The organism is Micromonospora sp. NPDC005686 (genome assembly GCF_042871665.1).
In the GTDB taxonomy this organism is placed as follows: Bacteria; Actinomycetota; Actinomycetes; order Mycobacteriales; family Micromonosporaceae; genus Micromonospora.
Genome location: NZ_JBIAIY010000007.1, coordinates 273,466 through 292,283, shown reverse-complemented (window position 1 = coordinate 292,283; position 18,818 = coordinate 273,466). Strand labels below are relative to the sequence as shown.

General features: G+C 72.1%; 19 protein-coding genes and 1 pseudogene. 17 read left to right on the top strand and 3 right to left on the bottom strand.

The window, feature by feature from the left end; genetic code table 11:
- Positions 1-8: 8 nt before the first annotated feature.
- Both ACFYON_RS18595 and ACFYON_RS18590 read right to left on the bottom strand, forming a co-directional pair.
- Complete coding sequence (locus ACFYON_RS18595; protein ID WP_354866634.1) at positions 9-632, bottom strand: hypothetical protein; 624 nt, start codon at positions 630-632, stop codon at positions 9-11.
- Entirely contained in the window at positions 629-1,273 is a 645-nt protein-coding gene (locus ACFYON_RS18590; RefSeq protein WP_354866790.1) for a sigma factor, read from the bottom strand. Before ACFYON_RS18590 ends, ACFYON_RS18595 begins: the two co-directional genes overlap by 4 nt.
- 471 nt (positions 1,274-1,744) lie before the next feature.
- On the opposite strand from ACFYON_RS18590, the gene ACFYON_RS18585 reads away from it, so the two are divergent.
- The 5 genes from ACFYON_RS18585 to ACFYON_RS18565 all read left to right on the top strand — a co-directional run bounded on the left by ACFYON_RS18585 (position 1,745) and on the right by ACFYON_RS18565 (position 6,789).
- Complete coding sequence (locus tag ACFYON_RS18585) at positions 1,745-2,095, top strand: hypothetical protein (RefSeq protein ID WP_354866788.1); 351 nt, start codon at positions 1,745-1,747, stop codon at positions 2,093-2,095.
- Positions 2,095-3,735, top strand: coding sequence for a cation acetate symporter (locus ACFYON_RS18580; RefSeq protein ID WP_354866632.1), 1,641 nt, complete (start codon positions 2,095-2,097; stop codon positions 3,733-3,735). Before ACFYON_RS18585 ends, ACFYON_RS18580 begins: the two co-directional genes overlap by 1 nt.
- Before the next feature lie 104 nt (positions 3,736-3,839).
- Entirely contained in the window at positions 3,840-4,604 is a 765-nt protein-coding gene (locus ACFYON_RS18575; protein WP_354866630.1) for an ABC transporter ATP-binding protein, read from the top strand.
- A complete protein-coding gene (locus ACFYON_RS18570; RefSeq protein ID WP_354866628.1) occupies positions 4,589-6,283 on the top strand; it encodes an ABC transporter permease in 1,695 nt (564 codons plus the stop codon). The genes ACFYON_RS18575 and ACFYON_RS18570 overlap by 16 nt, the downstream gene beginning before the upstream one ends.
- Positions 6,283-6,789: an SRPBCC family protein gene (locus ACFYON_RS18565; RefSeq protein WP_354866626.1), complete on the top strand. Its 507-nt coding sequence runs from the start codon at positions 6,283-6,285 to the stop codon at positions 6,787-6,789. Before ACFYON_RS18570 ends, ACFYON_RS18565 begins: the two co-directional genes overlap by 1 nt.
- 69 nt (positions 6,790-6,858) lie before the next feature.
- On the opposite strand, the gene ACFYON_RS18560 is transcribed toward ACFYON_RS18565, so the two are convergent.
- Positions 6,859-7,116 carry a hypothetical protein gene (locus ACFYON_RS18560; protein WP_354866624.1) on the bottom strand — a complete coding sequence of 86 codons (258 nt, stop codon included), beginning with the start codon at positions 7,114-7,116 and terminating at the stop codon, positions 6,859-6,861.
- A gap of 68 nt (positions 7,117-7,184) precedes the next feature.
- Between ACFYON_RS18560 and ACFYON_RS18555 the strand changes: the two genes are divergently transcribed.
- The 12 genes and pseudogenes from ACFYON_RS18555 (at position 7,185) to ACFYON_RS18500 (ending at position 18,812) form a co-directional block, all read left to right on the top strand.
- A complete protein-coding gene (locus ACFYON_RS18555; protein ID WP_354866622.1) occupies positions 7,185-7,718 on the top strand; it encodes a flavin reductase family protein in 534 nt (177 codons plus the stop codon).
- 220 nt (positions 7,719-7,938) lie between these two features.
- A complete protein-coding gene (locus ACFYON_RS18550) occupies positions 7,939-8,307 on the top strand; it encodes a DUF485 domain-containing protein (RefSeq protein ID WP_354866620.1) in 369 nt (122 codons plus the stop codon).
- Positions 8,285-9,958: a cation acetate symporter gene (locus ACFYON_RS18545; protein WP_354866618.1), complete on the top strand. Its 1,674-nt coding sequence runs from the start codon at positions 8,285-8,287 to the stop codon at positions 9,956-9,958. Before ACFYON_RS18550 ends, ACFYON_RS18545 begins: the two co-directional genes overlap by 23 nt.
- Before the next feature lie 67 nt (positions 9,959-10,025).
- Complete coding sequence (locus tag ACFYON_RS18540; RefSeq protein ID WP_354866616.1) at positions 10,026-11,003, top strand: NAD-dependent epimerase/dehydratase family protein; 978 nt, start codon at positions 10,026-10,028, stop codon at positions 11,001-11,003.
- Between the two features lie 74 nt (positions 11,004-11,077).
- Positions 11,078-12,325 (top strand): LCP family protein, encoded by a 1,248-nt coding sequence (locus ACFYON_RS18535; RefSeq protein ID WP_354866614.1) that lies wholly within the window; start codon positions 11,078-11,080, stop codon positions 12,323-12,325.
- 203 nt (positions 12,326-12,528) lie between these two features.
- Positions 12,529-13,740 (top strand): LCP family protein, encoded by a 1,212-nt coding sequence (locus tag ACFYON_RS18530; RefSeq protein WP_354866612.1) that lies wholly within the window; start codon positions 12,529-12,531, stop codon positions 13,738-13,740.
- A 176-nt stretch (positions 13,741-13,916) separates the two neighbouring features.
- Positions 13,917-14,858 (top strand): LCP family protein, encoded by a 942-nt coding sequence (locus ACFYON_RS18525; protein ID WP_354866610.1) that lies wholly within the window; start codon positions 13,917-13,919, stop codon positions 14,856-14,858.
- A gap of 28 nt (positions 14,859-14,886) precedes the next feature.
- Positions 14,887-15,222 (top strand): rhodanese-like domain-containing protein, encoded by a 336-nt coding sequence (locus ACFYON_RS18520; RefSeq protein WP_013289303.1) that lies wholly within the window; start codon positions 14,887-14,889, stop codon positions 15,220-15,222.
- Positions 15,223-15,237: 15 nt separating this feature from the next.
- The gene (locus ACFYON_RS18515) at positions 15,238-16,029 is read left to right on the top strand and encodes a glycerophosphodiester phosphodiesterase (RefSeq protein WP_387320955.1); all 792 of its coding nucleotides are present in this window, start codon (positions 15,238-15,240) and stop codon (positions 16,027-16,029) included.
- 77 nt (positions 16,030-16,106) lie between these two features.
- On the top strand, positions 16,107-17,561 hold the full coding sequence (locus ACFYON_RS18510; RefSeq protein WP_354866606.1) for an ATP-binding protein: 1,455 nt from the start codon (positions 16,107-16,109) through the stop codon (positions 17,559-17,561).
- 19 nt (positions 17,562-17,580) lie between these two features.
- Positions 17,581-17,841: pseudogene (locus ACFYON_RS18505) on the top strand (ATP-binding protein); the annotation flags it as partial.
- A gap of 86 nt (positions 17,842-17,927) precedes the next feature.
- Positions 17,928-18,812, top strand: coding sequence for a DUF5926 family protein (locus ACFYON_RS18500; RefSeq protein WP_355093746.1), 885 nt, complete (start codon positions 17,928-17,930; stop codon positions 18,810-18,812).
- The last annotated feature ends 6 nt before the right edge of the window (positions 18,813-18,818 follow it).

Sequence of the window (18,818 nt, the reverse complement as noted above, 5' to 3'; positions counted from 1 at the left end):
CGGCACGGTCAGGAGGACGCCAGCGGGATCCGCGACCAGACCCGCGCGTCAGGCGTGAGGACCAGATGGTCCGCCTCCCCGTCCCGCCCGTCGTTCCGGCCGAACAGCCACGCGTAGCCCGGCGCGACACTCACCGAGGCGACCGGCATGCCGCCCGCCCGGGCCACGGCGAGGCTCCGGCCGTCGTCGCGGCTGACCCGCACCTCCGCGACCCGGTCGTCGCCCGCACCGGTCTGGGTGACGGCCAGCAGGGATCCGTCCGATCCCACTGTCAGATCCCAGTGCGCCACCTCCGGCAGCCCGGTGACCGTGGTGGACCAGGTCGTCCCGCCGTCCTGGGTCCGCTCCAGCGTCACCGCGCCGTCCGCGTCCGCGGCGATCTGGTAGCCCACCCGCCGGTCCACCCCGGCCAGCGCCAGAACCGTCTTCCCCGGGGCCGGCGTCCAGGTCGTCCAGGTCACTCCCCGGTCGGCGCTACGGGCCCCGACCGTCGTTCCGTTGCTCCCGTACGTGGTCCAGATGCTGCCGTCCGACGCGGGGTAGACGCCGGAGAACGCCAGTGGTGACGGCGGCTGCCCGCTGAGCCGGTAGACGTCCCCCGTCGACGGGTCCACCGCGAGCGGCTCGGTCACGGCCGGCGACGCCAGTCCGCGCGGGATGGGCCGGGCGGCGGGCGGGAAGGCCCGTACGGCGGTGATCGCCTGCTCGGCGTCCCGCCAGGTGCGGCCGTAGTCGGTGGAGAGCCGACGGACTCTCGTCGTGGACCAGATAGGTGCGGTCGCTCAGGACGGCGTAGTCCAGGCTCGTCGCGCTGCGGGCCGGACCGGGCTCGCAGTCGGCGGCCCGGTAACGCGCATCGTCCCAGTCGGTCCAGGTCCGGCCCCCGTCGGCGGTCCGGGCGAAGCGCAACACGCACGTCTCGACCCGTACGTCCACCCCGGAGGTCGGGCCGGTCAACGTGAAGTCGCCGGCCTTGCCCGGCAGGTTCGGCCCGGGTGGATCCGACGATCCGAACTGCGCGGACCGGCTCGCCAGCGGCGGGGCGACCAGGGCCGCCAGCACCACCAGGGCGGTGGCGCCCAGGACACCGGACCGACGTCGGCGGGAGTGGGCCACGGACCGCAGCGACGTTCACCGCGACCCGCCGCAGCCACGCCTCCGGATTCTCGAGCCGGGCGAACCTCCCGGGCGCGACCAGCGCCTTGGTGAACGCCTCCTGGACCGCCTCCTGAGCCTCGCTCAGGTCACCGGTCACCGCGTAAAGCTGGACCACCAGCCGGCGGAAGGACCCCGCGTACAGCTCCGCGATGAGATCACCGTCGGGCACCGTCACCCCCTCTCCCCACCTGTCCACTCACAGGACGGCGGGAAGGTTCCGGGGGCGTTCAGGAGATCTCGTAGTCCTGGCCGTCCTCGGGGAGATCCTGGAGGTCGTCGACCGTCCAGCATGCTGACATCCCGTCCGGTCGTCCACAACGACTCCGCGCCATCCACCGGGTTATCCACAACCGTGAAGCGTTATCCACAGGTTGTGCACAGGGCTCGGAATTGTGCTCTTGACATTCCCGCTGAGCGGGCGAGACTGCCGGGGGTGACCGGAGCCGAGGAACAGCACCCTTCGGGCCGGGCCGCCGAGGCCGCCCCGGTTCCGGGCCCGCGCGCGTCCCGCACGCCCGGCCTCCGCGAGCCGGGCAGCAGGCCGGAAAGCGGGCCGCAGCCGGCCGCCGCGCCGAAGCGGACGCGGATCGTGCTGGCCGAGGTCTCCAGGGTGGGCAGCCCGGCCGATCGCGCCCGCTCGGAGCTGACCCAGCAGACCCCGGTCGGCGAGACGCTCGTACGTGGGCTGATGCGCGCCCAGCTCTCGCTGGCGCTGCGGCTCAGCCTGCTGGTGCTGATCGGGCTCGGCGGCCTGCCCTGGCTGTTCGCCATCGCGCCCACCGTCGGCCGGGTCACCGTGCTCGGCGTCAACCTGCCGTGGCTGCTGCTCGGCGTGGTCTCGTTCCCGTTCCTGATCGTGGTGGGCTGGGCGTACGTGCGGCTGGCCGAACGCAACGAGCAGGACTTCGTCGACCTGATCCGACGGCCGGAACGCTGATGTCGAACGACTACGTGGTACCGGCGATCGTCGCCGTCACACTGGTCACCGTCGGCATCGGCTTCTACGGGCTGCGGCTGGCCCGGACCACCTCGGACTTCCTGGTCGCCTCCCGGTCGGTGAGCCCGACCTGGAACGCGGCCGCGATCGGCGGGGAGTACCTGTCGGCGGCGAGCTTCCTCGGCGTCGCCGGGCTGATCCTCAAGTACGGCGTGGACGTGCTCTGGTACCCGGTCGGCTTCGCCGCCGGATACCTGGCGCTGCTGCTGTTCGTGGCCGCGCCGCTGCGCCGCTCCGGCGCGTTCACGCTGCCCGACTTCTGCGAGGTGCGGCTCGGCTCGCGCCGGCTGCGCACGCTCGCCACCGTCTTCGTGATCTTCATCGGGTGGCTCTACCTGGTGCCGCAGTTGCAGGGCGCCGGGCTGACGCTCGCCACGCTCACCGGCTCGCCGTACCCGCTCGGTGCGCTGCTCGTCGCCGTGGTGGTGACCGCCAACGTGGCGCTGGGCGGCATGCGGGCGATCACGTTCGTGCAGGCGTTCCAGTACTGGCTGAAGCTCACCGCGCTCGCCGTACCCGCGATCTTCCTGGCGTTGCAGTGGCAGGCCGACGCCCGCCCGGCGGTGACCCCGCCCGACGGGCCGACGTTCCGGACCGCGACCACAGTGGTGGTCGAGCACCGCGCGACGCTCACCCTGCCCGACGGCGACATCCGGGAGGTACGCCCCGGCGACCGCATCGAATTCGCCGCCGGCGACCCGGTGCCGGAGGTGACCGGCGCGGCGAACGGCGCCGCCGAATGGCTGCTGCCGGACACCGCGGGCGAGGACGACCGAGGGCTGTTCGCCACGTACTCGCTGATCCTGGCCACGTTCCTCGGCACGATGGGTCTGCCGCACGTGCTGGTCCGCTTCTACACCAACCCCGACGGCGCCGCCGCCCGCCGCACCACGCTCGTGGTGCTGGCGCTCGTCGGCGTCTTCTACCTGCTGCCCACCGTCTACGGCGTGCTGGGCCGCGTCTACACCCCGCAACTGCTGGTGAGCGGCCAGACCGACGCGGTGGTGGTGCTGCTGCCCGAGGCGGCGCTCGGTGACGGCACCACCGGCCGGCTGCTCGCCGCGCTCGTCGCCGCCGGCGCGTTCGCGGCCTTCCTGTCCACCTCGTCCGGCCTGCTCACCAGCGTGGCCGGAGTGATCTCCACGGACGTGCTGGGACGCGGCTCGGTACGCGGTTTCCGGCTCGCCACGGTGATCGCCGGGGCGGTGCCGGCGGTGCTCTCCCTGAACGTCTCCGGGCTCGACGTGTCGCAGGTGGTGGGGCTGGCGTTCGCGGTGGCCGCGTCGAGCTTCTGCCCGCTGCTGGTGCTCGGCATCTGGTGGCGCGGCCTGACCGACCTGGGCGCCGCCGCCGGGGTGCTGGTCGGCGGCGGCGCGGCGATCGGGGCGGTGCTGCTCACCGTGCTCGGCCCGCCGCTGACCGGGTGGCCGGCGACGCTGACCAGCCAGCCGGCCGCGTGGACGGTGCCGCTGGCGTTCACGGTCATGGTGGTCGTCTCGATGGCGAGCCGGCGGCGGCTCCCGCGCGACGTCGGCGCCACCATGCTCCGCCTGCACACCCCGGAGTCGCTGCGGTTGTAGGGCAGGCGGTGCGGAGCGGCGATGCGACTCGTACCTCTCAGAAATGACGCGAGATCACCCTGCCGCCCGAGCAGCGGTTGGCCGGGGCCGGATACGGTCGGACCATGACCGATCAGCACCCGGCGCTCTCCCTTCGCGGTCTGGCCAAGCAGTTCGACACCAAGGTCGCGGTGGCGGGCGTCGACCTCGCCGTGCCGACCGGCTCGTTCTACGGCCTGCTCGGTCCGAACGGCGCGGGCAAGACGACCACGCTCTCCATGGCCGTCGGCCTGCTGCGGCCCGACGCCGGTGAGGCGCGGGTGCTCGGGTACGACGTCTGGGCCGACCCGGTACGCGCCAAGCGCCTGCTCGGTGTGATGCCGGACGGCGTACGCCTCTTCGACCGGCTGAGCGGGGCGGAGCTGCTGGCCTACCACGGTCTGCTGCGCGGCATGGACCCGGCGGTGGTCGATCAGCGGGCCGCGGAGCTGCTCGACGTGCTGGCGCTCTCCGACGCCGGCCGCACGCTCGTGGTCGACTACTCGGCCGGCATGAAGAAGAAGATCGGGCTGGCCTGCGCGCTGCTGCACGGTCCGCGCCTGCTGGTGCTGGACGAGCCGTTCGAGGCGGTCGACCCGGTCTCGGCGGCGCTGATCCGCGACATCCTGCACCGGTACGTCAGCGGTGGCGGCACGGTGATCTTCTCCAGCCACGTGATGGAGGTGGTCGAGCGGCTCTGCTCACACGTGGCGATCCTGGCCGAGGGCCGGATCAAGCGGGTGGGCACGCTCGCCGAGGTGCGCGGCGACCGGTCGCTGGAGGACGTCTTCGTGGAGGTGGTCGGCGGCCGGACCGCGACCGGCGAGGAGCTGTCGTGGCTGTCCCGGTGACCGTGCCCGAACGTCCGGCCCGGCGCGTGTCGCCCCGGCACTTCGTCCGGCTCAAGCTGCGGGTGCTCGCCAACAACTTCCGGGGCCAGAACTGGCGGATCGCGCTGTTCGTCCTCGGCCTGCTGTTCGGGCTCTGGTTCGCCGCCGTCGGGTTCTTCCTGCTCGCCGCGCCGGGGCTGGCCGGCGAGTCCCGGTACGCGCTGATGGTCGCCGCCTTCGGCGGTGGCCTGCTGACGCTCGGCTGGCTGCTCCTGCCGCTCGTCTTCTTCGGCGTGGACGAGACGCTCGACCCGGCCCGGTTCGCGCTGCTGCCGCTGTCCCGCCGCACCCTGGTCACCGGCCTGCTCGCCGCCGCGCTGGTCAGCGTGCCGGCCCTGGCGACGGTGATCGCGGCGGCCGGGCTGGTGGTCACCGCCGGTGCGCTGGGTGGATGGTCGGCCGCCCTGGTCGGCGCGCTCGGCGTGGTCGTCGGGCTGTTCGTCTGCCTGGCCGGCGCCCGCGCGCTGACCAGCGCGTTCGCCACCATGCTGCGGTCCCGCCGGGTACGCGACCTGGCCGCCGTGCTGCTGGCGGTGCTGGCCGCGCTGCTCGGGCCGTTGCAGTTGCTGGTGCTCGCGGCGGTACGGCAGACCGACTGGGACCGGCTGGACGGTGTGGCCCGGGTGGTCGGCTGGACGCCGTTCGGCGCGCCGTGGACGGCCGGTGTGGACGTGGCACAGGGCCGGGCCGGCACGGCGGTGGTGAAGCTGCTGATCGCGCTCGCGACGCTCGGCGTACTCCTGTTCTGGTGGTCCCGGTCGCTGGAGTCGGCGATGGTGGGCACGGCGAGCAGCGGCCCGGCGCGGGCACCGCGCGGCGTGGCCGGTGGCGCGGTGGCGCAACTCTTCCCCCGCGCGGTGGGCTGGGCCCGGCGGGGCCGGTTCGGGGCGCTCGTCGCCCGCGAGTGCCGCTACTGGTGGCGGGACGCCCGGCGGCGGGCCAACCTGATCACGATCGCCGTGGTCGGCGTGTTCGTGCCGGTGATGGTGAACCTCGGCGGCTTCTCGTTCAGCACCGACGACGGGGCGGCGTTCGGCGGGACCGCCGCCGACTCGTCGCCGGTGCTGGTCAGCATCTCCATGCTCTTCGTCGGGGTGCTCGCGTCGGTGACACTCGCCAACCAGTTCGGCTTCGACGGCAGCTCCTACGCCGCGAACGTGGTCGCTGGTGTGCCCGGACGGGTGGAGCTGCGGGCCCGGATGGCCGCGTTCTCGCTCTACGTGGTGCCGATGCTCGTCGTGATCGCGGTCGTGCTGGCGGTCGCGCTCGGGCGCCCCGGATGGCTCGGGGTGATGGTCGGGGCCCTGTTCGCGTCCTACGGCTGCGGGCTGGCGATCAACGGGTTCGTGTCGGTGCTCGGCGCCTACTCGCTGCCCGAGTCGAGCAACCCGTTCGCCATGAACAGCGGCGCGAGCTTCACCAAGGGACTGCTCACCCTCGTCTCCATGGTCGTCTCGGCGGTGGCGGCGGTGCCGTTCGTGGTGGCCGCCGCGCTGCTCGGCGACGTGTGGCTCTGGCTGGCGCTGCCGGTCGGCCTGGCGTACGGCGCAGGCGCGGCGCTGCTCGGCGCGTACATGGCGGGGGACACACTCGATCACCGGCAGCCGGAGCTGCTGGCCGCAGTCACCCCGAGGCGCTGATGCCTGTCGTCGAAGCGGTCACCACGGTCCCGGTTCCGCCGGAGCTGGCGTTCGCCGTCTCCCAGACCACCGCCCCGGTGCGGTACCGCTGGGACCCGTTCGTCCGCGAGCAGCACTTCGTCGACGGCGCGACGCGACCCGGCCGAGGCGTGCGCACGTTCACCCGCTCCCGGCACGGGCTGGTCATGGTCAGTGAGTACGTCTCCTGGTCACCACCGACGAACGTCGGCATGAAGATGGTGCGCGGACCGTGGTTCTTCGAGCGGTTCGGCGGCGGGTGGCGCTTCGCGCCCGGCCCGGAGCCCGGCACCACGATCGCGACGTGGCGGTACAACTTCCGCTGCCGCCCGGCGTTCCTGCGCCCGGTCGCCGAGCGGATCGGGGGATGGTTGCTCGGGCGCGACATCCGCCGCCGGATCGCCGGGTACGCGGCCGGCTGCGCCGACCCGGAGGTGCTGGCCGCCGCCCGTCTGTTGCTCGCCGACGGAACGCCGGACGGCGGCTGACCGGACGGCGGCGGGCCGGTCCGACGTCGACCGGTACGGCGGGTCTCAGCGGTCCCCGGCCGGTAACGCTCAGGCGGTCCGGCGCATCGCCGCGTAGAGAATGCTGCTCTCGCCGACGCTCGTGATGTTGATCAGCTCCCAGCCGTAGTTCGACAGGTGCTCGATCGCCTCCATGAGTGGCTGGAAGCTCTTGCGACCCCAGGAGGTAGCGCAGGCGATCACCAGGTGCCGGTGCGGATAGAGCCGCAGGTCGACCCGGCCCCCGACGATGGCGTCGGCGCTGACGACCCGTTCCTGGGCGAGCTTCTGCGGGGGTATGAGAGACATACCCGGCAGCGTAGGGCGCACCGGCGAGCGGCGCGGTCGCCGCAGGACCGGGCGGCCCGGGCGGCACAATGTTTCACGTGAATCCAGAGCCGGGCGCCGAGATCCATTCCACCGATCCGTTCGCGGCACCGGCCGCGCAACGCTCGCCGGCACGGCGGCTGCGCGGCCGGCTGGCTTCTCCGGTGACGCTCTGGACCGCGCCCGGCCCGGCCGGGCTGACCGTCTCCTCCACGCTCGTGGCCGAGGGGGAGCCGGACCGGCTGCTCGGGCTGATCGATCCGGAGTCCGACCTGTGGGCGGCGATCGAGGAGGCCGGGCGGTTCGCGGTGGCCCCGCTGGGCCCGCGGCACCGGCAGCTCGCCGACCGCTTCGCCGGCCTCTTCCCGTCGCCCGGCGGCCTGTTCGCCCTGGACGCCTGGACCGGGACGCCGTACGGCCCGGTGCCCGCGGACGCCGGCGGGTGGGCGGGCTGCCGCCTCACCGCCGCCCGGGAGTACGGCTGGAGCCTGCTGGTCGAGGCCACCATCGAGTCGGTGGACCTGCCCGGGGAGACACCCCCCTTGCTCCACTACCGAGGCCGCTACCACGACCTCCCCCACTGAGCCCCCTGCACGCCCGACGCCCCCGGGGGTGAGGGCTTTGCGGTTGGGCAGAGCGCGGGGGGGGGCGACCGGTTAGCGGAGTGATGTGGGTCACTGGGCGCAGTGGAGGTGCCGTTCGGCGCAGCCGTTCGCCGCCGGGCGGCGGAGCCTTCCGGGGCCGGGAGCGCGCTCTCTACGGTGCGCGAAACTCCCCACGCCTTGCGAAGGTGGTGATCCACAGATGTCCACGGACACACCCGCGTCCGCACCCGCCGAGTCGGCGGCGGAACGGTACCTCGCCGTCCAGCGGTCGGACGAGTTCGCCGGGTTGCGGCGCACTCTGCGCGGCTTCGTCTTCCCGATGACCGTCGCGTTCTTCCTGTGGTACGCGCTCTACGTCATCCTCTCCGCGTACGCGCGGGGATTCATGGGCACGAAGCTGATCGGCAACATCAACGTCGCCCTGGTCTTCGGCCTGCTCCAGTTCGTCTCCACGTTCGTCATCGCCTGGCTCTACTCGCGGTTCGCCAACCGCCGGATCGACCCGGTCGCCGACCGGATCCGCGACGAGATGGGGGAGGTGACCCATGAACACGGTCCTCGCGGCTGAGGCGGGCAGCACCACCGCCCGGAACCTCACCATCACGCTGTTCCTGGTGTTCGTGGCGATCACGCTGGCGATCACCGTCTGGGCCAGCCGGCAGACCAAGACCGCCACCGACTTCTACGCCGGCGGCCGTTCCTTCTCCGGCTTCCAGAACGGCATGGCGATCGGCGGCGACTACATGTCGGCGGCGTCCTTCCTGGGCATCGCCGGCATCATCGCGCTGTACGGCTACGACGGCTTCCTCTACTCGATCGGCTTCCTGGTCGCCTGGCTGGTGGCGTTGCTGCTGGTCGCCGAGCTGCTGCGGAACTCCGGCCGCTACACGATGGCGGACGTGCTGGCGTTCCGGATGCGGCAGCGGCCGGTCCGGACCGCGGCGGCGGTCTCCACCATCACCGTTTCGATCTTCTACCTGCTGGCCCAGATGGTCGGCGCGGGTGCGCTCGTCGCCCTGCTGCTCGGTATCAAGCCGGGCACCACCTTCCTCGGCATGGACGCCGGCACCGCCAAGGTCGCCACCATCATCATGGTCGGCGCTCTGATGATCATCTACGTGACGGTCGGTGGCATGAAGGGCACCACGTACGTGCAGATCGTCAAGGCGTTCCTGCTGATGGGCGGCGCGCTGCTGATGACGCTGCTGGTGCTCGCCAAGTACAAGTTCAACCTGTCGTCGCTGCTCGGTGACGCGGCGGCCGCGTCGGGCAAGGGAGCGTCCTTCCTCGAACCCGGGCTGCGCTACGGCGTGGAGACACCCGGCGACGCGCTGAAGACGTTCTACAGCAAGATGGACCTGCTCTCGCTGGGCATCGCGCTGGTCCTCGGCACGGCCGGCCTGCCGCACATCCTGATCCGCTTCTACACCGTGCCGACCGCGCGGGCGGCCCGCAAGAGCGTGCTCTGGGCGATCGGCATCATCGGCGCGTTCTACCTGCTGACCCTGGCGCTGGGCTTCGGCGCGGCGGCGATCGTCGGCGGGCAGGCGATCACCGCGCAGGACAAGGCCGGCAACACCGCGGCCCCACAGCTCGCCGAGGCACTGGGGATGGACTTCTTCGGCGGGAACCTGGGCGGGGCGACACTACTGGCGATCATCGCGGCGGTCGCGTTCGCCACGATCCTCGCGGTGGTCGCCGGGCTCACCCTGGCGTCGTCGTCGAGCCTGGCGCACGACTTCTACGCCAACGTGATGAAGAACGGTGAGGCGTCGGAGCGGCAGGAGGTGAACGTCGCCCGGATCTCCGCGCTGGTGATCGGCGCGGTCTCGATCGTCCTGTCGATCTTCGCGCAGAACCTGAACGTGGCGTTCCTGGTGGCGCTGGCGTTCGCGGTGGCCGCCTCGGGCAACCTGCCGGCGATCCTCTACAGCCTGTTCTGGAAGCGGTTCAACACCTCCGGGGCGGTCTGGTCGATCTACGGCGGCCTGCTCGCCGCCGTGGTGCTGGTCTTCTTCTCCCCGGTCGTCTCCGGCGCGGCGACGGCGATGTTCCCCGAGCACGACTGGCAGTGGTTCCCGCTGTCCAACCCGGGCATCATCTCGATCCCGTTCGGCTTCCTGTGCGGCTGGCTCGGCACGATCCTGTCGAAGGAGAACGACGAGGAGAAGTACGCGGAACTGGAGGTGCGCTCGCTCACCGGAGCCGGCGCCCACTGATCACCACGGTGGAGCGGGGCCCCTGCCTTACGCGGGGGCCCCGCCTCGCGTGTATAGGCTGACCGCCATGAAGGTCGCTCCCCGCTTCGGTACCGGACACCGCATCCTCGTCACCGGCGGCGCCGGTTTCGTCCCGTCCCACCTGGTCGACCGGCTCGTCGAGCGCGGCTGCACCGTCGTGGTGCTGGACAACTTCGTCACCGGGTCCAAGGACAACGTGGCCCACCTGCTGGACAAGCCGACCTTCACGCTCGTCGAGGCGGACATCTCCGACGGCCTGCCGCACCACCCGGCGATGACCGAGCGGTTCGACGCGATCCTGCACATGGCGTCCCCGGCCAGCCCCACCGACTTCGAAAAGCTGCCGGTGGAGATCCTCCGGGTCGGCTCGGTGGCCACGCTGGCGCTGCTGGAGCGGGCCACCGACGACGGCGCGCGGTTCCTGATGGCCTCCACCTCCGAGGCGTACGGCGACCCGAAGGAGCACCCGCAGCGCGAGACGTACTGGGGCAACGTCAACCCGATCGGCATCCGGAGCGTCTACGACGAGGCGAAGAGGTTCTCCGAGGCGGCCGCCATGGCCTACCACCGCAGCCGGGGCACCGACACGGCGATCGTGCGGATCTTCAACACGTACGGCCCGCGGATGCGCCCGGACGACGGCCGGGCCATTCCGACGTTCATCTCCCAGGCGCTGCGCGGGGAGCCGATCACGGTGCACGGCACCGGCAACCAGACCCGGTCGATCTGCTACGTCGACGATCTGGTGCGCGGCATCCTGCTGCTGCTGGACTCGACCGAGACCGGGCCGATCAACTGCGGCACCGAGCACGAGATGTCGATGCGGCAACTGGCCGAGACGATCGTGTCACTCACCGGAAGCAGGTCCGAGGTGAGCTACATCACTCGCGCCTCCGATGACCCGGAGATGCGCCGCCCGGACCTGACCCTCGCGCGCGAACTGCTCGGATACGAGCCGAGCGTCACGCCAGAGGACGGCCTCCGACGCACGATCGAGTACTTCCGCGAGCGTCTCGGGTACTGAACCCGCCGAGGACCCGGCTGACATCGGCGCGCGTACGAGGGCGTCGGTGGCCCGGCCGACCTACCCTCGGTTACATGTCAGCGACCTCGTCTGCCGGCGCACCGCTCCCCCGACACCTGAACCGGGGCGCGGGCCGCGCACCGGTTCCCGGCTCCGGCCGGGCCGCCACCGGGCGTACCCGGCCCTCGGAAGCCAGGTGGTACCCCGCACACGACGAGGCACCCCGCTCCGGCGGTCCCGGCGGCCCGGCGGGTCCGGCCGGTCCCGGTGGTCCGGGCGGCGGCGGTCCGGGCGGGTCCGGCCGGCGTGGTCCCCGGCCGCGCTGGGGGCGCATCGGCCTGGTGGCCGGCGTCGCGGTGCTGGTGCTGGCGCTGCTCGGCGGCCTCGGCGCCTGGTTCTACGCCCGCAACCTGGACGACGACCTGGCGCGTACCGACCCGTTCGCCGGACTCACCGGGGGCCGGCCGGCCAAGCAGGTCGACGGCGCGTTCAACATCCTGCTCGTCGGCAGCGACTCGCGTGATCCGGACGCCCCGGTCGACGGCTCCGGCAAGTGGCGCGCGGACACCGTGATCGTCATGCACATCCCGGCCGACCACAAGCGCGCCTATCTGGTCTCGGTGCCGCGCGACCTGTACGTGCCGATCCCGGAGAGCGCCGGCGCGTCCTGCGACTCCGGTTCCCGCAACAAGATCAACGCGGCGTTCGCGTTCGGCGGCCTGCCCCTCGCGGTGAAGACCGTCGAGTGCTTCACCGACGTACGGATAGACCACGTGATGGCCATCGACTTCGGCGGGTTCAAGGAGGTCACCGACGCGCTGGGCGGGGTCGACCTCAAGGTGGAGCGGACCATCACCTCGATCCACAAGCCGTACCGGACGTTCACCAAGGGCGTGAACCACATGAACGGCGCCGAGGCGCTGGACTGGGTCCGGCAGCGCAAGCAGTTCCCGGACGGCGACTTCGCCCGGATGCGGCACCAGCAGGAGTTCCTGAAGGCGCTGATGGACAAGGCGGCGAGCACCGGGACGCTCACCAACCCGAAGAAGCTCAACGATTTCCTCAAGGCGGTGACCGCCGCCGTCACGGTCGACCAGGGCTTCTCGTTGACCGACATGGCAGTGCAGTTCCGCAGCCTGCGGGGCGAGAACCTGACGTTCGTCACCAGCCCGCACCTGGGCGGCCAGACCATCGACGGCCAGTCGGTGGTGGTGTCCGATCGGGAGAAGGCGCTGGCGATGTACAAGGCGATCGCCGCGGACCGGATGGCCGAGTGGATGCAGGCCAACCAGAAGGATTCGGGCGACAGCGCGGGCGGCTGACGCCGGCACGGCATGACCGGTGTCGCGCGCTGGATCCCTCGCCACCACGGAGGCCAACCGCCGACCGGCTCCTTACTCCTGCCCGTTCGGCCACACCCCGAGGGTGCTGCCGGGATTGACGGGAATTGCCGCTCTACGAGGTCGCATAAACGAGAACCAGTACGTAAAGTGGTCCCGCCCCCGATCACCGAGCTGGAGCACGCATGCCGGTCCAGACCAGCCGTCGCACCCACTCACCGGGACCCGGATCATCCGGGCGGGTTCCTCCGGTCATCCCCCCACAGCCCGGTTCCGGCGGTCGCGGTCCCGGCGGTGGCAAGAAGAAGCGCACCAAGCGCAAGGACCCGCTCTGGGCGAAGCTCACGCTCGTGCTCGGCGCGGTGCTGATGGTGACGAGTGGCGTGGCGATCGTCGGCAGCAAGGCGGTCATCGGTCAGGCCACCAGCAACATCGCCCAGCGCAACCTGCTCGGCGAGGCGGGCAAGACCAAGGCCGAGGGCGGCAACAACCTCGAAGGCCCGATCGACATGCTGCTGCTCGGCGTGGACGCGCGTGCCCGCTGGGCCGCCGACGACGTCCGGGCCGACACGATCATCGTGCTGCACATTCCGGCCAGCCACGACCAGGCTTACCTGATCTCGATTCCGCGTGACACCGAGGCGCACATCCCGGCGTCCAAGAACGGCTTCAGGGGCGGCACCGACAAAATCAACTCCGCCTTCCAGATCGGCGCGCGCAACGGCGGCGGCTGGGAGGGCGGCGCCCAGATGATGGCCAAGACCATCAAGGGGATGACCGGGATCAGCTTCGACGGGGCCGCGATCATCAACTTCGGCGGATTCAAGAACGTCATCGACGAGCTCGGATCGGTGCGGATCTGCGTGACCGAGGAGGTCTCCTCCCTGCACATGTCGTACGTCGACGGCAAGCCGATGTGGAACGCGGACGCCAAGAAGACCGGCAAGCAGCGCAAGCCGGTGACGTACAAGAAGGGCTGCCAGGAGATGGAGGGCTGGCAGGCGCTCGACTACTCCCGGCAGCGCAAGACCCTCCGCAACGGCGACTACGACCGCCAGCAGAACCAGCAGCAGCTGATCAAGGCGATGGCCAAGAAGGCCTCCGAGAGCGGTACGCTGACCAACCCGATCAAGCTGAACGGGCTCATCAAGGCGGCCGGCAAGGCGTTCGTGCTGGACACCGGCGGCGTATCGATCGAGGACTTCATCTTCACGATGAAGGGTGTGACCGGCAACGACCTCGTCACCCTGCGGACCAACGGTGGCACCTTCAACGGCAACGGCAACAACCGCGAGGTGCTCAACCAGCTCAGCATGGACATGTTCCAGGCGGTCAAGGACGACAAGCTGGCCGAGTTCGTGGTGAACAACCCGGACGTCCTCTCCACCCGTAAATGACGTTCTGACCTGCGCGAAAGCGATACCGGTCGGCCGATCCCCCGTACCCTGGACGTGAGCGGGTCTCATGTCGCGGCTACGGGGGGATCGTCACGTCCAGGCCAGCACGGAACCGACGCGGGCGGGGTGGACCCGCCCGCTGGGCGCGGATCCTGCTCGGCGCCGGGCTCGCCCTGGTGCTGCTCGCCACGCTCGGCGTCGCCGGTCTGCGCTGGCTCAGCTCACGCTACGACCGCACGGTCGCCAAGGAGCAACTGCTCGACCCGGCCGCCCGGAAGAAGCGGACAGACCTGGACGGCGCACTCAACTACCTGCTGATCGGCTCGGACCACCGGCCCGGCGCGAGCCCGGACGACCAGCGCTCCGACAGCATCCTGATCGTGCACGTGCCGGCCGGGATGCGGCAGGCGTACCTGATCTCCGTGCCGCGCGACCTGCTGGTGGCGCTCCCCGCGACGCCCGGCTTCCCCGGCGGCCAGGACAAGGTGAACGCCGCGTACGAGCACGGCGGCGGCGGTGAGGGCGGCGCGCGGCTGCTCAGCGCCACCCTGAGCCGGCTCACCGGGATCCGCTTCGACGGCGCGGCGCTCGTCGACTTCTCCGGTTTCAAGCAGGTGATCGACCAGCTCGGCGGCATCCGGATGTGCGTGGACACGCCGGTGCGCTCGATCCACACCCAGCACCAGTTCGACGCCGGCTGCCAGCAGATGGACGGCGCGCGGACGCTCGACTACGTACGGCAGCGCTACGACCTGCCCGGCGGCGACTACGACAGGCAGCGGCACCAGCAGCAGATGCTGCGGGCGATGGTCGACCGGGCCGGCCAGACGCGGCTGCGCAACGACCCGGTCAAGCTGGACCGGGTGCTGCGCGCGGCGGGCGGGGCGCTGACCGTGGACACCAACGGCGTACCCCTGGACGAGCTGTTGTTCGCGCTGCGCGGCCTGCCCGCGGACGCCCTGCGCGGGGTCCAGGTGCCCTCCTACCCGCAGACCATCGACGGCGTCTCGTACGTGGTGCTGGACGACGACGGCGGCGGCGGGCTGTTCACCGCGCTGCGCGACACGCGCGTGCCGCAGTGGGCCGGCGCGAACCCGCGCTGGGTCAACCGGCTGTGAGCGGCTCGGGCGACTAGGCTTGGTTACCGTGTTCGGAGCCTCACTACCCAGCGTGCCCGCGTCGGCCGTGCCCGACGACGTCTACCTGCTCGACGTCCGGGAGGACGACGAGTGGGCCGCCGGCCACGCGCCGGCCGCCCATCACCTGCCGATGACCGAGTTGCCCGCCCGGATCGCCGAGATCCCGCAGGACCGCGACGTGGCGGTGATCTGCCGTTCGGGCGGACGGTCCGCCCAGGTGGTCGGTTACCTCATGCGCAACGGCTGGGACCAGGTGCGCAACGTCGACGGCGGGATGGGCGACTGGGCCGCCGCCGGTCGTCCGGTGGTCACCGACGACGGGCAGCCGGGCCGGGTCGCCTGAGCCGGTGACGCGTCCGTGACCGCCCCCCTGGTCTTCGCCCATCGCGGCGCCTCGTACGACCTGCCGGAGCACACGCTCGCCGCCTACCTGCGCGCCCTGGACGAGGGCGCGGACGGGCTGGAGTGCGATGTCCGGCTGACCCGCGACGGGCACCTGGTCTGCGTCCACGACCGCCGGCTGGACCGCACCAGCAACGGCCGTGGGCTGGTCAGCGCGCGAACGCTCGCCGAGCTGGAGGCGCTCGACTTCGGCTCCTGGCACCGGGCCGCGGCGCTCGCCGAGGACGACGTGCCGCTGGACGAGTCGCACACCCGGTTGCTCACGCTGGAACGGCTGCTCGACGCGGTGCTGGCCGCCGGGCGGCGGGTCCGGCTGCTGATCGAGACCAAGCACCCGTCGCGCTATCGGGGCGAGGTGGAGCGCCGCCTGGTCGAGTTGCTGCGCCGGTACGGGCTGGCCGAGCCGCGCCCGGACCATCCCGTCCAGGTGACCGCGATGTCGTTCTCGCCGTTCGCCGTACGCCGGATCCGGGAACTCGCGCCGGCGCTGCCCACGGTGCTGCTGCTGGAGGTCCTGCCGCGCCTGCTGCCGCTGGGCCGTTTGCCGTTCGGCACCCGGATCGCCGGTCCCGGCGTGGCTCTCGTCCGGGCCCGCCCGCGCCTGGTCCCCTCGCTGCGCGCCGCCGGCAACTCGGTGTACGTCTGGACCGTCAACGAGCCGGAGGACCTGGAACTCGTGCTCGAAGCGGGCGTGGACGGGGTGATCACGGACCGGCCGGCCCACGCGCTGGCCCGGTTGGGCCGGTGAGTCCCGTCGATCGGTACGGGGGGACGGTCGACCGGCCGGGGGTGTCCCCGACGCGCACGGCGCGGCACACTCGGGGCATGCCGGAGCGAACCGACTACCCCGCCTTCATCGCCGGCCACACCGCAGTGATCAATATGATCAACTCCGGCGAGTCCGGTCTCGCCGTGCTCACCCGCCTGCTCGGCGAGGTCCAGCCGACGGTCGGCGCGGCCGGCCTGGTCTTCGTGGAGTTCACCCCGGCCGGTGGACGGGTGATCGCGGCGACCGGCAACGCCGAGTTCGTGCTCGGCCGCCCGCTGCCCGCCAGCGATCCGGCCACCGTCTGCCTGCTCGCCGGCCCGCCGGTACGGGAGGTCCGGGTCGACGCGATCCCGGGCGCGCTCGCCGACGAGGTCGCCGGCCGTGGTCTCTGCCGGATGATCGTGGCGCGCGCCGAGATCGGCGGGCTCACAGTCGGCAGCCTGCACGCGCTCTACCCGCTGGGCGAGCCGCTGCAACCCTCGCAACGGGCCGTCATCGGCTACATCGCCGCGTGCGTCGCCCACATGTACGGCGACCAGACCGGTCTGCCGGTGCACGGGGACGGCCCGGTCGTGGCGGCGCTCGCCGACGGGCTGGCGGTGGTGGACCGGGACGGGCGGGTCCGGCTCTGGAACCCGGCCGCGGTCCAGGTCACCGGCCGGCCGGCGGACGAGGCGTTGAGCCGCCCGCTGCCGTTCCCGCTGCCGCCGCCCGGCCATGTGCTCGACCACCGGCTGCCCGACGGCCGCTGGCTGCGGATCACCTCCGGCGAGCTGCCCGGCCCGAACGCGCTGCGCGTGGTCACCTTCCGCGACACCACCGACCAGCAGCGGCGCGACCACGACCGGGATCTGTTCGTCGCGGTGACCAGCCACGAGCTGCGTACCCCGGTCACCGTCATCAAGGGGTACGCGGACACGCTCACCGACCACTGGGACTCGCTGAGCGACGGCGACCGCAGGCAGGCCGCCCGGATCATCGGCCAGCGCGCGAACGAGCTGGCCCGCCTGGTCGACCGACTGCTGACCGCCGCCACCGAGAACCGCCCCGGCGGTGAGCCGACCGCGCCGTTCGACCTGGTCGACGCGCTGCGCGCGGCGGTGACCGACCTGCCGGCCGACGTCCGGCACCGGGTCGTGCTCGACCTGCCCGCCGACCTGCCGAAGGCGCTCGGCGACCGGCACAGCCTCGCCACGGTACTCACCGAACTGGGCACCAACGCCGGAAAGTACTCGCTGCCGGACACGCCGATCGAGATCACCGCCGAGGCGAACGAGCGGACCGTCTCGTTCCGGGTGGCCGACCGGGGCATCGGCATCCGCCCGGAACACGTGGAGCGGGCCTTCGAACGGTTCTGGCAGGGGGAGTCCGGCGACCGCCGCCGCTATCCCGGGGCCGGGCTCGGCCTCTATCTCGTTCGCCAGATCGTTGAACAGCAGAAAGGATGGGTATCCCTACGGCCTAGAAACGGTGGCGGTACGGTCGCAGAGGTGCGGCTGCCCCGGGGCTGACCCGGGGCGCTCACGGGCGGGGAAGGAACTGCGGGTCGCCTGGCGGCTACGCCCGACCGAGCGGGGACCGAGCATCGAGCTACGGGTCACCGACGGCGACACCGGGGCCGGCCCGTGCATGCGTACCGCCTCGCCGGACGCGGCCGACGGGCGCGGGCTGCACATCGTCGCCGGGCTCGCCAGCGGCTGGGGGGTGGAGCGCGACGGTCTGGGCCAGAGCGTGTGGGCCCGGTTCGACCCGGTCCCGGCGCAGCGGACGGACCTGGTCGCCGCCGGCTGACCGACGCGACAGCCGGGTCCGGCCCCCACCGCCGGGGCTCGGCATCTAGGCTGTCTCGCCATGAGCGAGCGGAGCGGAGCGGGCGCATGAGCAAGCGTCGGAAGAACCAGCGGGCCGTCGAGGCCACCCCGAAGCGGGAGAAGGTACGCGACGTCTTCGTGCCCCGGCCGTTCGAGGGCTTGGCCGACGAGCCGGAGTGGATCGCCCTGCGCGAGCTGGTCCCGGCCGCGTCCGCGCCGCTGCGGCTGACCCCGGACCTGATCGAGGAGTACGGCGACCGGCCGGTCACGCTGGCCACGGTGCTGCCGATGGCCGCCCCGGCGATCACCAAGCCGGACGGGCGGGTCTTCATCGGCCTGCAGCGGCACCAGCAGTCCGGCGACGTCTCCCGGGACCTGGCCGACGCGCTGATCTCCGCGCTGCGCACCGAGCCGGGCGGCCAGGTGAGCGTGCCGCCGCTGCCCGGGCCGGGCCCCCGCCTCCAGGACATCCTGATGGACGGCCCGCTGGAGATCAGCATGCACGACGGGTTCGACTTCTGGCTCGACCCGGGCGCGGCCGACGACCCGAATGTGCAGGCGTCCCTGGAGCGAGCCAACTCGGCCATCTACCCGACCGTCAAGCTGGCCGCCGCGCGGGCCGCGTACTGGTGCCAGGTGCCGGAGAAGGCCCACGTTCGCCTGGTCCTGGCGGAGGACGAGGACGCCGCGCTGGACGCGCTGTCCCGGCTGGCCGCGGCGGGCGCGCTGACGCTCGGCGACGACACGAAGTTCGCGGGCATGTTCCGGGCGCACGGGCGGCTGGCGCCGGTCTGGGACCTGCCGGAGGACACCCCGGCCGCCGAGTGGGAGGCGCCGGTGGCGGAGTTCGCCAAGCGCTACGCCGAGGCGGTCGCGGAGCGGGAGCCACTCGACGCGGCCGGCCGCCGGGCCCGCCAGGGCCTGCTCGGCCGCCAGTTGACGCTGCGCTGACGTCTC